Source organism: Sphingobium sp. TomTYG74 (genome assembly GCF_055393875.1).
In genome coordinates, this window is sequence record NZ_AP027341.1 from 1,099,453 (window position 1) to 1,114,847 (window position 15,395).

Genomic DNA, 15,395 nt, shown 5'->3' on the forward strand with positions numbered 1-15,395 from the left:
TTTGCCAGCCGGTCAAAGGCCGAACAAGCGGGTCAGCGACTTGTCCAGCATCAGCAATTGCCAGAGCAATCGGCCATGATCGGCCATCCCGGACTTGTGATCGGCAGCGATGCGCCCCAGCGCCTTGGCATCGAACCAGCCGGTTCGGGCAAGCGCCGACCCACCCGCAATGGCGCTCGCCTCCCCCGCCAGCGGCCCGCGAAACCAGTTGCTGATCGGCGTCACGAAGCCCATTTTCTGACGATAGAGAATATCGTGGGGCAGGTAAGGCTCCATCGCCTTCTTCATCAGATATTTGCCGCTATTCCCCCGGATACGCTGGGCGACCGGAAGGCGAGCAGCAAACTCCACCAGCCGATGATCGAGCAACGGCTCGCGCGCCTCCAGCCCCACGGCCATGCTCATCCGGTCGGTCTTGGTCAGGATGTCGCCCGGCAACCAAATATGAATATCGGCATATTGCGCTCGGTCCAGCGGATCGCGCGCGGGCGCTTGCGCCATGGCACGGATATAGCGATCCTCCGCCCGATAGGCGCCCAGCCGACTGCGCATGTCCTGACTGAACAGCTTTTGGCGCAGCGCATGAGGCATGACGCTGACGGATGCAGCATAAGCCTCGCTCCCCTCACCCGCCAATTCAAGGAAGGTCGACTTTGCCCGCAGCGACCGAGGCGCCCAGTCGGCTTTGGGATACCAACGACCCAGGGTGCCGAACAGCGGCTCCCGCACCGATGCGGGGATGAGGCTGCGCACCCGCTCCCCCTGCATCTGGAAGCGATGACGGCGATATCCGGCGAAGGCTTCGTCGGCGCCGTCGCCCGACAAGGCGACCGTCACCTTCTCCCGTGCCAGTTCGCACACCCGATAGGTGGGCAGCGCTGAAGCATCGGCGAAAGGCTCGTCAAAATGATAGGCGAGCGTATCGATCAACCCATAATCATCGGGCGATACGATCCGCATACGGTGGTCCGTAGCAAAGCGCCGGGCGATCCGGTCGGCATAGGCACTTTCGTCCAGGCTCGCGACATCAAAGCCGATGGTGCAGGTCTTGACCGCCTGATTGGACGCCTCCGCCATCAGGGCGACGACGCTGCTACTGTCCACCCCGCCGGACAGAAATGCTCCCAGCGGCACGTCGGAAACCATGCGTGACCGGACCGCCTGCCGCATCAAGGCGACCAGTTCCTCTTCCAGCGCCTCGGGCTTCGCCCTGCTGCGTTCGGCAAAGCTCACATCCCAATAGCGCTGCGGCTGGGGCACAGGCCGACCACGCACCAGCCGCAGCGTGTGCCCCGCCTTGAGCTTTCGCACCCCCGCTACGATGCAGGCGTCGTCGGGCACATAGCCATAGGCCATGAAATCTTCGACCGCCGCCAGATCAGGCGCGCGGCGCAACAGCGGGTGAGCAAGCAGGCTCTTCAGTTCGGACCCAAAGATCAAACTGCCATCCGAAAGCTGCGCATAATATAGTGGCTTCACCCCCAGCCGGTCACGCACCAGCCACAGCGACTGCGCCCGCGCGTCGAACAGGGCAAAGGCGAACATGCCATGAAACCGCTCCACACAGGCCTCGCCCCACTGGCGGTAGCCGTGAAGAATGACCTCCGTATCGCTGTCCGTGCGAAACACATGGCCCTTGGCCTCCAACTCCGCGCGAACTTCGGCGAAATTATAGATTTCGCCATTGAAGGTGACGGCCAGGCTCTCATCCTCGGTCAGCATGGGCTGCGCCCCGCCGCCAAGGTCGATGATGGAAAGGCGCACATGGCCAAGGCCAACACCCGGCGCCGTCCATACGCCGCTGCCATCGGGTCCGCGATGCGGCATCACGTCCAGCATCGCGCGAACCCGCCCCGGATCGACCGGCTTGGCCGTTTCAAGATGGAAGATGCCCGCTATTCCGCACATGCGAACGGGCTTTAGCGGATGCCGAGGCTGCGGTCAGCCAAATCCTTCACATCGCCAATATCTTGCAGGAACAGGGCGATGGCGGCATCGGCGGGCTTGCCCTGCCTCTCTTCGGCCGAGACGATGATCGCACCGGCGCGCTGGTCGCGGCCGAGCAACCGAGCGAGCATCGTGTCGATCTTCACACGCGGCGCGCTGCCGGTAACGGGGCCGTCTCCGACCTTGTAGAAGCTGGCGGCATGGCGAACCACCGGACCGGGGGCGGTAATCTGCTCGCCTAGCCCGTCCGCAGGAGCGGGCGCAGGGGATGACCATGACCAGCGCTGGTCAGGATTGGCGGCACCCTGAGCAAAACCCACAAGCTCACGCCCCTCATCCTGCCGATCAAAGCTGGCGATGGCGAGGTCAACCACATCTCCCGTCCCATTCCGGTAGCGCCCAAGGACAAGATAATCCGCGCCGTCGAATCGCGGCCTCCATGGATAGCGGGGTGGCGCCGAAGTCAGTGCCCAGCCCTTGACCGCAGGGAAGATCGGCGCACCGGGCAGCGGCTTGCTAGCCGCCGCGCTCACGATCAACCAGACGGGCGCGGCCAGCACCAACACGCTCGCTGCACCAGCTGCGACGACAAGCGCCAGACGGCCGCGAACGACACTTCCAATCTTGGCGGGATCAAACCACGGATCACCGGGCCGACGGTCGAAAAAGGGCCACGCCGCCGCCATCACCACGGCCATGATAATCGCGAAAAAGACCCAGCCATACATGACATGGTCAAAGCCGACCGCAGCCTCGATATTGGTCAGATGCGCGATCCATATAGTCCCGAATGCACGCAAGCCATTGGCCAGCACCGCCAATAGCAGCGCACCAGCCATGAAGAGGATGCGGCGTAGCCAGCTTGAAAAGCAGACATTGCAAACCAGCGCGCCATAGGCCGTCATCGCAATCACGAACTTCGCGCCCGAGCACGCCTCCGCCACGCGAAAATAGCCCGTCGGCGTCGTTATGAAGATGCCGTCCAGCTGCGCAGGAACCCCCACAATATCGAGAAAGACCATGCACAGCCGCGCCGTGATCAATTGCAGCGGCGCCACTAGTTCCTCTCCCACTGGCACCATGAAGAAGGCGTAGAAAAGCGGGAACAGCAGCGCCCTCGCCACAACAGGCCCGAGCAGCGTGACGACGCTACCCTGCAACATCAAGATGATCGCAGCATGCCGGAACACAGCGACACCCGCCGCCGCTCCCAACAGCCACGCGAAAGCACCCAGCGCTATCCAGATCAATCCGGGCGCCCATGCGACAGGCTCAAGTTGGCGCAGACCGGGAAGTCTCTGCTGCACCAGCCACGCGATCAGGAACGGGATGAAGAGGCAGTGGCCAAAGGTGGACGCGTTCCACCAGATCGACACCATGCCCGCCGCATCGCGATGGAACAGCGTGAGGATCAGGAACGCCAGAACACCAAGCGCGGCGAGATGCCCGCGCCAGCCTTCCACACCAACGCTGCGCGCTCGAGACAAAGGCAGCGTCCTCTCAGTCATGCGGCCCGGCTGCCTAAAGCGGGCACAGGACCGAACAGCATTTCCGGCAAGTCCTTGAGCGTTTCCGACCAGCGATAACGTTGCTCCACCCGTGAACGGCCAGCCTCGCCCAGACGCCGCGCCCGATCAGGATCGGCCAGCAGCGCGCATATTTTCTCGACCTCTTCGGCAGGATCAGCCGCGATGAGGAAATGCGCTCCATCCTGCGCATCGATGCCTTCGGCCGCTTGCGGCGATGCAACGATCGGCCGCGCCATGGCCATCGCCTCCAGCACCTTATTCTGTATGCCTCGAGCGATCTGAAGCGGCGCAACCACAATATCCGCCGCCGCCAGCCAGCCGCGAACGTCAGGCACCGCGCCAGTCACAACGACGCCGGGCAACTGCGACAGCGCACTAACCTGCGGCGAGGGATTGCGCCCCACGATGGCAAAGCATGCTTCAGGATGCCTGACCCGCAAAGTCGGCAAGGTATCGCGCGCAAAGCTTTCCACCGCTTCGACATTAGGCCGATAGTCCATCTGTCCCGTAAAGACGATGAGCGGACCAACCGGACGGGGGATCGCGTCAAACTCGGCCGTCGGATCGAAATAATCCAGCGCCACGCCATTATCCATGCCGATGATCCGCATGGCATCGAGCCCCGCAGCTTCCCTGAACAGCGCAGCCTCGGCCTCACTGACAAAAGCGCTGACATCGGCGCGCTCGGCCGTGGCACGCTCAAAGTCGAGCAGAACCCGTCCCTCCCGCCGGTTGATCCATCCCATAGGACCACCGCCTGCCGCACCATAGCTCGCATATTTGGCCGAATCGAAATCAACGAAATCCATGACGAAGCGAACGCCTTCGGGAAGCACTGGCACGAAATGCGCCATCTGCACCGAATAGCCCATCACCGCCGCGATCGGACGCTCCGCCAAAATCTTCCGCACCCATTGATGCATGCGCGGATCATCGAAGAGGGACACCAGCATCGGCTGCTGCTTAACCAATCCGGACAGCCCAGCCACAACGCGCGACCTGTCCCGCTTAAGTACGCACTGGCTCGCCGTCATTTCCGCCATGGCTGGGGCGAAGCTCAAGTCGCGATCGTCATCCGCAAAGCAGCCGACATGCACGGGCGCTATCTCCGCCAGCCGCTTCAATATGTGGTAGGACCGGATCTTGTCCCCGCGATCGGGTGGAAAGGGGATGCGGTGGCAGAGGAAAACTATCTCGCCCGTCATCCCAGCCCCCGCGAAATCAGCGGCCCGATCAGGTTGGCAATCGGCAACGGCAGCTTCTTCCACATCTCGACGCGGCGCTGATATTGCACGCTGTTGGGATTGACGTCGCGCCGCTCGCCCGTCGCCGACCAGCTATGATAGGCCAGCGGCACTGGATCAAAGCCAAAGCTCTTCTTCCACGCGGCCTGCCCACTTCCCGTCTTTGACCGCCCGAAGTCGAACAGGCGCATGCCGCGCGTCCGCCCATGGCCCATCAGCCGGTAATACATGAGTTCGTTGGAACGCAGCCGCCGCGCATCGGCGACACCCCCGCCCCAAAAAGGCATGACCCGCCCCTGATGGTAGAGCGTCAACACCCCCGAAACCGGCCGGTCACCCTCATAGACCATCAATATATCGGCATCCTCACCGAACGCCGCCAGCACTTCGCGAAACAGGCGCCTTGAAAAAACCGGCGTCCCGAGATTACGGACGCTCTGCGCATAAACATCATAATGCGCGCGCAGGAACCGCTCGTCCCGCCCAACCTCAAACCTCAGCGCCGGGTTAGCCAAGGCCTTGCGCAGTTCAGCGCGGTGCTTACGCGGGACGGCGAGCAACTCCGCCTCATCATCCGCCGCAATCGGCCGGACAAAGCCGAGATGGCTGTCCTGATGAAGCGTCCAGCCCTCACCCGGCAGCTCGCCCCCTCTCAGTTCGACAGAAGACACGCCGATATCCCCGGCAACCCGCTGCGCTGCATTCGCCAGAGCCGCGATAACGGCATGGTCATTAGCCAGTATCCCGCCATCGACTGCAAAGCCGGAAGAAACCAAGGCCTGACCAAATAAGCGGCTCTTCATATGGGTAAGCGGCAAAAGGCCTGCAATCTGCCCCGACGAAGCGACAGCAGCCAGCATATGCGCGCGGTTGCCCGTGCCACGCTCAATCGCCTTGATCCAGGCAGGCCGATGGAAAGGCGTTCCGTCCACGCTGCTCTTCACAAAAGCATCTGCCGCAGCCCCCTGCGCGGGATCATCCAGTTCGAGCGTGACCACGCCGACTCCGCCGTCCGGTCTCATGCCGCCAACTCCGCCTGGTGAGCGACCAGCGCATCTACCCGCGTCCAGGAAAAATCAGCAGTCAGCCGTCGCAGCTTGTCCGCCATGACGGACAGATTGCTGTAATGGCGCAGGCGCGAGCGGAGCGGCGCTCCCGCCACGCGCGGCTGGTCGGGATCGATCTCCCAAGGATGAAAATAGATGATCGCGGGCTGCCTCTCCCGACCGTTCACTTGCCGGATAGCCCAGCGGGAAAAGCCATAGGGCAGCAACCGGAAAAACCCTCCGCCCCCAGCCGCCAGCCTCCGCCCGCCAAACTCAGCCGTCGTCACCGGCAGCTCCAGCAAATCACTCCCCGCCACCGGCCGCCAGGCAAAGCGCGGAGATTCAGGCCAGCCATAATGATCATGTCGGATCGGCGCGACGCTGCTGGAATAGCGATAGCCCTCCTCCGCCAATATGGTATGCGCCCAAGGCGTCCGATGATCGATCGAAAAGCTCGGCGCGCGATAGCCAATGACGCGCTGCCCGCTGGCATCCTCCAGCAAAGCCCGCGACCGGCGCAAATCCGCGCAAAACGCCTCCGGGCCGAGCGTAAACACCCGCGCATGATCATAGCCATGGCTCGCCACCTCATGCCCCGCCTCGGCTATCCGCCGCATGAGCGCAGGATAACGCTCCGCAACCCATCCCAGCGTAAAGAATGTCGCACTGACCCCCGCCTCGCCAAATAAGGCCAGCACGGCATCCGTATTGCGCTCGACCCGATGCGTCAGTCCATCCCAAGAAGACCGGCTGATCGTGCGCTCAAAGGCGCCGACATGAAACCAGTCCTCCACATCGACCGACAGGGCATTCAGCACCATGATGAAGCGTCAGGCAGCAGCGCTGTGCGGCGCGTCGCCCATCCGCTGTTCACGCTCCACCCAGTCCACCAGCAACGTCAGCACCCGGCGCAGCGCGGTATCCTGTTCACCCACGCGGAACTCGAGCGAGGAGAGCCGCTCCTCGATCAGGGTGAAGCAATCCTTCAGAGCCTCCGGGTCCACTGCCTGGATGGCGACCTGTTCGATCCGCAGCGAGTCGACCTCCGCGCGCAGCGTGGCAATCTCGTCCATCAGCGCGGGCGATGGCTCGGGCTGACGCGACCGCAGCGCATTGAGTTCGGCGCGCAACGTCTCGCGCGCAGGCTCAGCCTGAGTCGCAACCGGAGCCGCAACAGGCGCCTCCTCTGCACGATCCAGCACGGATGACGGCATCGGCTGCACGGCAACATCGCTGTCCGCCCCCATATCCTCGATCACCGCCTGCACCGCCGCCGCATCGATCTCCGACAACTGATCCAGCGCACCCAGCAGCAGCACGCGGCTGGCGAGCACATTGACCCGGCGCGGCACGCCGCCGGTCGCGGCATAGATGGCGGCAAACGCCTCCGGCGTGAATTGCGGATCGCCATTCCACCCGACGATCGACAGGCGATGCAGGATATAGGGTTCGATCTCTTCCGGCTGCATCGGATCGAGATGATGGGTCGCGATCACGCGCTGCCGCAACTGCTCCAGCTGCGCCGATTTCAGCAAATCTCGAAATTCCGGCTGGCCCAGCAGGAATATCTGCAACAGCGACTGCCCGCCCAACTGGAAGTTGGAAAGCATACGCAGCTCTTCGATCGCCGAAACAGACAGGTTCTGCGCCTCGTCCACGATCAGCAGCGACCGCCGCCCCGCCCGCGCCTGGCCATGCAGGAACGCCTCGATCTGCCGCAAAATCTGCGCCTTGGGCATGTCGTCGGTCGGCAGGCCAAAGCTCTGCGCGGTGAGGCGTAGCATGTCGTCACCGCCCACCTGCGTCGACACGATCTTGACTGCGGTCAGCCGCGCCGGGTCGATCGTCGCCATCAGGTGCCCGACCAGCGTGGTCTTGCCCGCGCCGATGTCGCCCGTGATCACGATGAAACCCTCGCCCTGCGCCAGGCCGTAGCCCAGATAGGACAACGCCTTCCTGTGGGTTGCGCTTTCGAAGTAGAAATGCGGATCGGGGGTCAGCTGGAAAGGGCGGCCCTCAAATCCGTAGAACTGGTCGTACATCTCTCGTCTCCGGACGCGATTAAAAGCTGTACCGCAGGCCGACCTGGCCCATGGCGTTGATGACGGCATCCAGATCGTCCGCCTTGGCACTGTCGAGCCCAAGCGAAGCGGATGCCTGAAGATTGCGGTTGATGAGGCGGTTGTAGCTGGTGAATGCGCCCAGGTTCAGCACGTCGAGCCGCGCGCCGCTCGCATCGAAATAATTGGCATAAACGGCGCTATCCAGGCTGGACCGGCTGTCGATCACATAGCTTAGCGAGGCGGTGCCATACCAATTCTGGTCCCGAGTCCCGCGCACGAACACCGTCTGGCCCGAAGGCGTCACGAACTTGCGCTGCGAATAGCCAAGGCCGATGCCAAGGCCCCACGGACCCCGCTGCGCCGCATATTGGGCGGCAACGCCCCGATAGCGGAAGTTTGCGTCAGTGACTCCGGTAAGCGCGTCGTTGAAGCACTGCCCCCCGCCGCTTTGCGAGAAGGCGCAGCCGGTGAAATCGCCCGTGAACGGATTGCGCACGACATTCAGGCTGCTGCCCGAAACCGCCGCGACATTGGACGTGATGATCCGCCCGAAGCTGTCGATGCCGTCGAACACCATCAGCGCGAAGGACTGGCCCCGCCCCTGCCATACGAAGCTGCCCGTATAGCTCATGCCGCCATAGCGTTCGCCGACCCTCGCCTCCAGCGAGGTGCGGCGGTTGGGGCGCCAAAGCACGCCTACGTCCCAGATGATGTCATCGAAATCATAGATCAGCGCACGCGGCGAACTATCGTCAGTGACATAGCGGCCGTTGCGAACGACCGGCACCCCGCTCCCATCAAGCTCGGGCGAACGCTGGCTGATCTTGATACGTTCATAGCCTACGCCCCCGGCAAGGGCGACGGTCGGCGACACCGGCCGCGTCGCGTCCACCCGGCCCCACGCATCCTCGAACCGCTGATCAAGCTCGCTCGCATCCTCCCGGTCATAGCCAGCGCTAGCCACGATACCGAGCGGCAGCCAAACACCCGGCGCCACGCCGACCGAACCGGCCAGGCTGTGTGACACCGAGTCCCTGAAAGAGCCGCCATCAGGCACTCCGGCAAAGTCGGCGTTCACATCCTCATCCACCCGCGCATAGCCGAGCCGATAAGAGGCAGTGACGTCAATGTCGCCGAAGGATGAGGCATAGGATGGCCCCACATAACCGGCATAAACCTGGCTCGTCTGGCTATCGTTCAGCGTCGCCGCGCCCGACAACCCATCCGTACGAATCCGCGTCGCAAGCGCCCCGGCGTTAAGCGTCAGCCCATGCGACACCAGATACTGGCCCGACACGATACCGCTGATCACATCCTGATCGCTGGCCTCACGCCCCCAGCCAAAGCTGTGATTATATTGAATGTCAGCGACCGCCTCGACACGGCGCGTCTGCAACTGCGCCGTCAGTCCCGCCGTCACATTGGTATAGGTCAGGACATCGCCACCGCCTTTCAGCGGCACGAGCACAGTCTGATCGACGCCCAGATAGGGCGTAACTTCGACCTTCCGCTCCTGCGCCACGGCGGGCGAAGCGGCGAGCGATATTGCGCCCAGCAACCTCAGGGAAGTGCGCAACATCATGCGTCGTCGCTCCCCTCGCCATAATAGCTGCCAAAACGGCGACCGCTGGCGGAGAAGGTGACGCCATTCAGCAGCAACTGCACCTGTCCCGCCGCCTTCAACATACCCGCCGCATCGCGCAAAGCGCTTTCGCTGGTCTGGTCGGCACGCACCACAAGCAATGCGATGGCCGCATGGCTCGCCAGCACGGCACCCGCCGAAGCAGCGAGCAAAGGCGGGGAATCGAACAGGATGACGCGGTCAGGCCGCCCCTCGGTCAGGCGGCGCAACAGCGTCTCGGTTCGTGCCGACGCCAGATATTCCGTATCATTGTTGCTCCGCTGCCCCGCAGGCAGCACGGCAAAAGACGGAATGTCCGTCCGGATCACGCAATCCTCGATCGCGACTGACGGATCGACGATGGCGTCCATCAGTCCCGGCCCGCTTGTCAGGCCCAGCGCTTCCGGAATGCCCGGCTTGCCGAAGTCGGCATCGACCAGCAGGATCTCCCGATCCTTCTCCGCCGCCAGGCTCAGCGCCAGGTTGATCGCGCAGAAGCTCTTACCCTCCCCGCTATGCGCCGAGCAGACAAGCACGCGATTGCCGCGCGGATCATCGCCAAGCTGCGCCAGCAGATCGCGCTTCAGCAGCCGAAACTCCTCGCTGATCGCCGTCGCAGGACTATCGGGCGACAGCCAGCCATTTTCGGCCAGAGCAATCCGATCGATGCTCTGCACCGGCCCACGCCAGTCAGGCGCGCGATATCCCGCCTCCACCGCGACCGGCCGGGCGATCTCCACCACCGGAGGCAGAGGCTCGCCAGCAGGCACCTCGACCGCCGGAGCGGCGCGCCCCTGCAAGGCGGCGCTGAAATCATAGATTTCCGTCGCCCGCTCGATCAGCGAACCTTTGGAAAGGGAGCTATGCTTGTTCATCTTGCCGCTCCTCAGGCCATGCCACGCTGGATGAATTCTACGAGGATCAGCAGCACGCAAAGCGCCGCCAGCCCCCCGCTCGCACCGGCAAACCATTTGAGCCGCTGCTTTTCGACCGCCCTCTGCGCGGCGCTGACCGTCTGTGTGATCGAACCGATGACCGGCAGGCCAACCGCCCGCTCCAGCCGCGCAGCCGTCGGGAAGCTGCCCTTGAGCTGCCCCATGGCAAAGGCGCTACCCACGCCCGCACCAATGCCGACGATCAACACGCCCAGCAGCAGCAACGGCCGATTGGGCGCGGTCGGCGCGGTGGGCGCACTCGGCGGATTGATCACGCGGAACTGGACGGAGCCCGTCTCGGTCTTCACATCGCCGCGCAGCCGCACATCCTCACGGTCGGCCAGCAGCTTGTCATATTGCGTCTTCAGCACCTCATAATCCCGGTCGAGCTTTTCCTGCTCGGCGGCGAGACCGGGTTCATCGGTCTGGCGCGATGACATGGCGTTAAGGTCAGCCTGAAGCTGCGCCTTGCGCGTCTGAAGTGCCTGAACCGTCGCCGCCCGCTCCGCCTGCATCGACTTGATCGACAGATAAGCAGGGTTGGGCGAACCAGCCGCCCCGCCACCGCCACCACCCTGACGGCGCAGCGCATCGACCTGCCGCTGGGCCGCGATCACGTCCGGATGGTCAGCGGTCCAACCCCGCGCACGCATTCCGGCAAGGTCCGCCTGCGCCTGCGCCAGTGCGGAAGGACCACCCGAAGCGCCAACGCCCGGCAGCACCTGCGGCGTCCCGGCAAGCTGGCCGTTCATGGCACTCAGCGCGCTCGACGCCTGCACCAGTTGCGATTCGATATTGTTGATCTCCATCCGCGCCGCGTCCATGCGCTGGCCGATGGAGCCCGCTCCCGGCAGCATCCCGGCATAGCGCTGTTCGAACTCGACACGACGTTGCTCTGCGGCAGCCAATTGACGACCGCGCGCCGCGATCTGCTGGTCAAGGAAAGCAAGGCTCTGCTTGGTCTCGACCCGGTCGGACGACAGATTAGTTTCCTGGAAAATCTCGATCAGCTTCTGCACCGCCTGCTGGGCGATCCGCGCATTGGCGCCGTCCGACAGGCTGGAGTCGGCCGACTTGGCGCTGATGTCGATCATGCTGGGATCAGCCTGCGCCATCACGGTGATGCCTTCGCGCAGTGCCGTGATCTTGGCCGCCATGTCGCGCGGGCCGCTCACCGTCTGGTTGAGGTCAGTCTCCTTGACCACCCGCTCCAGATTGGCGGTGCTGGCCAGCGTCTGGCGCACACGGTCCAGATCCTGCTGCGACTGGACCTGCGTGATGCCAACCTTGTCCTGCAACAGCGACTGCGTGTTCACATAAACCCGCGCCTTGCTCTCATAGCTGTTGGGCACCAGGGCAACGCCCAGCCACCCCAGCATGCACACGCCCCACGCCACGCCCAGCGCCAGCCAGCGACGGGTCCAGATGCCGTGAAGGGCAATCAGCAGTTCGTCGTAAAGACCGGCCATATCAGAACATGCTTTCAGGAATGATGATGACGTCGCCCGGCGCCAGCATGACATTCGCCTTGCTGTCGCCGCGCTTCAGCAGGTCGCCGATACGCACGTTGAATTCCTGTTGCTTGCCCTGTTCTTTGTTGAAGCGGACGAGCCGCGCCCGGTTGCCCGCCGCATATTCGCTGAGGCCCCCGACGGAGATCATGGCGTCAAGCAGCGTCATATTGGCGCGATAGGGAATGGAGGCGGGTTTTTCGGTCGCGCCGACAATCCGCACCTGCTGGCTGAAGGTGCCGGAAAAGTTATTGACGATGACCGACACCAGCGGATTTTCGATATATTTGGTAAGCGCCACCTTCATGTCGTCGGCCAACTGCTTGGGCGTCTTGCCCACGGCTGGCATGTCGGCGATCAGCGGCGTCGTAATCCGCCCGTCCGGCCGCACCTGAACCTTTGCGCCCAGTTCCGGATTGCGCCATACGAAGACGGTCAGATCATCAAGCGGCCCGATCACATATTCCTCGCCCGGCCCTTCCTGCTGCGCCACGAAAGACGCCGGTGGCAGCTGGGGACCACCGCCTCCCGATACGCAGCCCGACAGCGCCAAAGCAGGCAGCGATGCGCCGATCAGAGCCCGGGAAACCGACAGGAAACGCATATCTTCACCTCATGACAGGGCCGCACGCCAGCGCAGCCGCCAAGCAAGTGAAGCGGCCGCAAAGCGATGGGCTTTGGGCCTCTTCTTGGCCCTAAAGGGTAAAGATACGGTTAGGCGTCAAACTATTGGTATATCAGCCAAGTAATAGTTCGAGCGCAGGCGGGTGGCCGAGAAAGGCCGAAGGGCTCGCCGAAGCACCATAGGCCCCCGCCGCGAAGATCGCGATCAGGTCCCCTTCCACCACGGGGGGCAAGGCGACCTTGTCCCCCAGCTTATCGATCGGTGTGCAAAGGCACCCCACGACCGTCACCGCCTCTTCAGCAGGGGCAGCGCCATAACGGTTCGCCACCGCCATCGGATAGTTACGCCGCACCACCGTGCCGAAATTGCCACTAGCCGCCAGTTGATGGTGCAGCCCCCCATCAACCACGACGAAGGTCTCGCCCTGGCTCTGCTTCACATCGACCACGCGGGTCAGATAGACGCCCGCCTCGCCCACCAGCCAGCGGCCAAGCTCCATCGCAAACTCGCTCTCCGCCAATATGTCCGGGCGGGCGTTCAACGTCTGGCCCAGCGCTTCGCCGATCGGCGCAATGTCCAACCGCTGATCGCCCGGGAAATAGGGAATGCCGAATCCGCCGCCCAGATTGACGAGTGGCGGCGCAACACCCACGGCATCCGAGAGACGCGCTGCCAGTCCAACCGTCGCGGCCTGCGTATCAGTCAGCGCCTCCGCATCCAGCGCCTGCGATCCAGCAAAGATATGCCAGCCGCGCCAGTCAGCTCCCGCATCGATCAACGATCGGGCAAGACCCGCCGCCCGATCCGCATCAACACCAAAGGGCTTGGCCCCGCCGCCCATCCGCATGCCCGACCCTTTCAGGTCAAAATCCGGATTGACCCGCACCGCCAGCCGGGGCGTCCGCCCCCGCTTCTCGGCAATAGCAAGCGCACGCCGCGCTTCACCCTCCGACTCAAGGTTCAACGTAACCCCCGCGTCGATCGCAGCGGCAAGTTCGTCATCACGCTTGCCTGGCCCGGCAAAGCTCACATGCGCGGCATCCATCCCGGCTTCCAGCGCGCGCGCCATTTCCCCGCCAGAAGCCACGTCAAAGCCGTCAACCAACCACGCCATGCGTTCCAGCAGCGCCGGATAGGGGTTCGCCTTCACCGCATAATGGATAGACAATTGCGGCGGCATACCTTCACGCAAATCGCGCACCTGCCGCTCGACGATCCCCATGTCATAGACGAACAACGGCGTATCCCCCGCCTCATCCACAAGGCTCGCCGCACCGCATCCGCCGATCAGCAGCATGCCTTCCTCGCCTTCAAAGAAGGGCGGAACAGGTCCCATCGGCTTCATCTGTCATATTCCTTGGCCAGTGCCACTCGGTCGATCTTGCCATTCGGCGTCCGGGGAAAATCCGCCAGCCTGATGATCGTTCGGGGCTGCATGAAGTTTGGCAATTCGGTCTTCAACCGTGCTTCGACAAGCACCTCAACATCAGCGTCGCCAGACCGGATAAGCAGCAACACCGCCTGCCCCAAGCGTTCATCCTTGATACCCAGCGCGACCGCTTCCGCGACGCCAGGCACCGCCACCGCCGCCTCCTCAATCTCTGTCGGACTGATGCGATTGCCCGAGGATTTGATCATCGCGTCATCACGTCCAACGAAATAGAGCAACCCCTGCCCGTCCCGCCTGACGCTATCCCCCGACCAGACTGCCATGCCGCCATAGCGTGAGGATGGCGGCGCAGGCCTAAACCGCTCTGCCGTGCGCGCCTCATCCCGCCAATAACCCTGCGCCACAAGCGGCCCGCAATGAACCAGCTCACCCGCTTCATCATCGTCCGTCCGGCTGCCGTCGGGCCGCACAACCAATATCTCGGCATGCGGTATCGCCGACCCCATCGAGTCTGGATAGCTGTCCACCAAGGTCGGCGGCAGATAGGTCGACCGAAAAGCCTCGGTCAGCCCATACATGGGATAAAGGTCAGCCTTGGGGAAAAGACCGCGTAATTTCGTCACCAACGGCCGGGTGAGCGCGCCTCCACTATTCGTCAGTCGCTTCAACTTCGCAGCCACCTCCGGCTTCCATTGAAGCTCCGTCAACTGCACCCAAAGCGGCGGCACCCCGGCCAAGGTCGTGATGTCGCGCTTGTCCACCGACTTCATGACGTCACGCGCCGTCAGATAGTCGAGCGGATAGACGCACCCGCCCGCATACCAGGTCGAAAACAGCTGATTCTGCCCATAATCGAAGCTGAAGGGCAGCACGCACAAGGTCCGGTCCTCAGCACTGAGGCCCAGATACCGAGCCACACTCGCCGCGCCGAGCCACAGATTGGCATGGCTCAACATCACGCCCTTGGGCCGTCCAGTCGACCCACTGGTATAAAGGATCGCCGCCAGATCATGCGGCCCGGCTTCAGACGGTGGCAACTCAGCACCACCACTCATGGCCGCCGCTGCGTCCTCCTCCCGCAACAGGCGGCAGTCATCCGGAACATCACCCTGCTGCAAAGTATCAAGCCGCGCCGGAGTACCAATCAACAACCGCGCCCCGCTGTCGGCGAGGATATGCGCGACTTGCGCATGTTTCAGCAGCGGATTGACGGGCACATGCACCAGTCCCGCGCGCGGGGCCGCCAATGGCATCAGCGCGGCAACCGGACCCTTGGCAATCCAGCTTGCAACCCGGGCGCCCTTTTCCAGTCCGAACCCCGCCAGCCAACCAGCCAGCCGACCCAACGTCGTTTCAAGCTCGGCATAATCCTGCGATCCCGACCGACCATCCAGCGCCGGACGCGCCGCTTCACCCCGCAACAACAGGTGGTCGATCGGGCGAACTTCCTCGCCATCGATCAGGGCGGCGTTGCTTAACTCCAT

At 63.5% G+C, this 15,395-nt stretch carries 12 protein-coding genes; all 12 read right to left on the minus strand.

What is annotated here, in order from left to right:
- Positions 1–12: 12 nt before the first annotated feature.
- Positions 13–1,908 (minus strand): XrtA/PEP-CTERM system amidotransferase, encoded by a 1,896-nt coding sequence (locus ACZ5TB_RS05615; protein ID WP_464792318.1) that lies wholly within the window; start codon positions 1,906–1,908, stop codon positions 13–15.
- An 11-nt stretch (positions 1,909–1,919) separates the two neighbouring features.
- Positions 1,920–3,455, minus strand: coding sequence for an exosortase A (gene xrtA / locus ACZ5TB_RS05620; RefSeq protein WP_464792319.1), 1,536 nt, complete (start codon positions 3,453–3,455; stop codon positions 1,920–1,922).
- Positions 3,452–4,681, minus strand: a complete 1,230-nt coding sequence (locus ACZ5TB_RS05625) for a TIGR03087 family PEP-CTERM/XrtA system glycosyltransferase (protein ID WP_464792320.1) — start codon at positions 4,679–4,681, stop codon at positions 3,452–3,454. The genes xrtA and ACZ5TB_RS05625 overlap by 4 nt, the downstream gene beginning before the upstream one ends.
- Positions 4,678–5,742, minus strand: coding sequence for a FemAB family XrtA/PEP-CTERM system-associated protein (locus ACZ5TB_RS05630; protein ID WP_464792321.1), 1,065 nt, complete (start codon positions 5,740–5,742; stop codon positions 4,678–4,680). The genes ACZ5TB_RS05625 and ACZ5TB_RS05630 overlap by 4 nt, the downstream gene beginning before the upstream one ends.
- Positions 5,739–6,587, minus strand: coding sequence for an XrtA system polysaccharide deacetylase (locus ACZ5TB_RS05635; protein ID WP_464792322.1), 849 nt, complete (start codon positions 6,585–6,587; stop codon positions 5,739–5,741). Before ACZ5TB_RS05635 ends, ACZ5TB_RS05630 begins: the two co-directional genes overlap by 4 nt.
- A gap of 9 nt (positions 6,588–6,596) precedes the next feature.
- Complete coding sequence (locus tag ACZ5TB_RS05640; protein ID WP_464792323.1) at positions 6,597–7,808, minus strand: XrtA/PEP-CTERM system-associated ATPase; 1,212 nt, start codon at positions 7,806–7,808, stop codon at positions 6,597–6,599.
- 19 nt (positions 7,809–7,827) lie between these two features.
- Positions 7,828–9,408, minus strand: coding sequence for a hypothetical protein (locus tag ACZ5TB_RS05645; protein WP_464792497.1), 1,581 nt, complete (start codon positions 9,406–9,408; stop codon positions 7,828–7,830).
- Positions 9,408–10,325: a P-loop NTPase gene (locus tag ACZ5TB_RS05650; protein ID WP_464792324.1), complete on the minus strand. Its 918-nt coding sequence runs from the start codon at positions 10,323–10,325 to the stop codon at positions 9,408–9,410. Before ACZ5TB_RS05650 ends, ACZ5TB_RS05645 begins: the two co-directional genes overlap by 1 nt.
- Positions 10,326–10,336: 11 nt before the next feature.
- Positions 10,337–11,854, minus strand: coding sequence for an XrtA system polysaccharide chain length determinant (locus ACZ5TB_RS05655; RefSeq protein ID WP_464792325.1), 1,518 nt, complete (start codon positions 11,852–11,854; stop codon positions 10,337–10,339).
- 1 nt (position 11,855) lies between these two features.
- Entirely contained in the window at positions 11,856–12,500 is a 645-nt protein-coding gene (locus ACZ5TB_RS05660) for an XrtA/PEP-CTERM system exopolysaccharide export protein (protein WP_464792326.1), read from the minus strand.
- Between the two features lie 133 nt (positions 12,501–12,633).
- Positions 12,634–13,866: a pyridoxal-dependent decarboxylase, exosortase A system-associated gene (locus tag ACZ5TB_RS05665; RefSeq protein ID WP_464792327.1), complete on the minus strand. Its 1,233-nt coding sequence runs from the start codon at positions 13,864–13,866 to the stop codon at positions 12,634–12,636.
- Positions 13,863–15,395: an acyl-CoA ligase (AMP-forming), exosortase A system-associated gene (locus ACZ5TB_RS05670; RefSeq protein ID WP_464792328.1), complete on the minus strand. Its 1,533-nt coding sequence runs from the start codon at positions 15,393–15,395 to the stop codon at positions 13,863–13,865. The genes ACZ5TB_RS05665 and ACZ5TB_RS05670 overlap by 4 nt, the downstream gene beginning before the upstream one ends.

What these genes read in the sequence shown, in the direction of transcription:
- ACZ5TB_RS05615 (WP_464792318.1), bottom strand. Translation starts at nt 1,908, where the DNA reads ATGTGCGGAATAGCGGGCATCTTCCATCTTGAAACGGCCAAGCCGGTC.
- xrtA (WP_464792319.1), bottom strand. Translation starts at nt 3,455, where the DNA reads ATGACTGAGAGGACGCTGCCTTTGTCTCGAGCGCGCAGCGTTGGTGTG.
- ACZ5TB_RS05625 (WP_464792320.1), bottom strand. Translation starts at nt 4,681, where the DNA reads ATGACGGGCGAGATAGTTTTCCTCTGCCACCGCATCCCCTTTCCACCC.
- ACZ5TB_RS05630 (WP_464792321.1), bottom strand. Translation starts at nt 5,742, where the DNA reads ATGAGACCGGACGGCGGAGTCGGCGTGGTCACGCTCGAACTGGATGAT.
- ACZ5TB_RS05635 (WP_464792322.1), bottom strand. Translation starts at nt 6,587, where the DNA reads ATGGTGCTGAATGCCCTGTCGGTCGATGTGGAGGACTGGTTTCATGTC.
- ACZ5TB_RS05640 (WP_464792323.1), bottom strand. Translation starts at nt 7,808, where the DNA reads ATGTACGACCAGTTCTACGGATTTGAGGGCCGCCCTTTCCAGCTGACC.
- ACZ5TB_RS05645 (WP_464792497.1), bottom strand. Translation starts at nt 9,408, where the DNA reads ATGTTGCGCACTTCCCTGAGGTTGCTGGGCGCAATATCGCTCGCCGCT.
- ACZ5TB_RS05650 (WP_464792324.1), bottom strand. Translation starts at nt 10,325, where the DNA reads ATGAACAAGCATAGCTCCCTTTCCAAAGGTTCGCTGATCGAGCGGGCG.
- ACZ5TB_RS05655 (WP_464792325.1), bottom strand. Translation starts at nt 11,854, where the DNA reads ATGGCCGGTCTTTACGACGAACTGCTGATTGCCCTTCACGGCATCTGG.
- ACZ5TB_RS05660 (WP_464792326.1), bottom strand. Translation starts at nt 12,500, where the DNA reads ATGCGTTTCCTGTCGGTTTCCCGGGCTCTGATCGGCGCATCGCTGCCT.
- ACZ5TB_RS05665 (WP_464792327.1), bottom strand. Translation starts at nt 13,866, where the DNA reads ATGAAGCCGATGGGACCTGTTCCGCCCTTCTTTGAAGGCGAGGAAGGC.
- ACZ5TB_RS05670 (WP_464792328.1), bottom strand. Translation starts at nt 15,395, where the DNA reads ATGGAGTTAAGCAACGCCGCCCTGATCGATGGCGAGGAAGTTCGCCCG.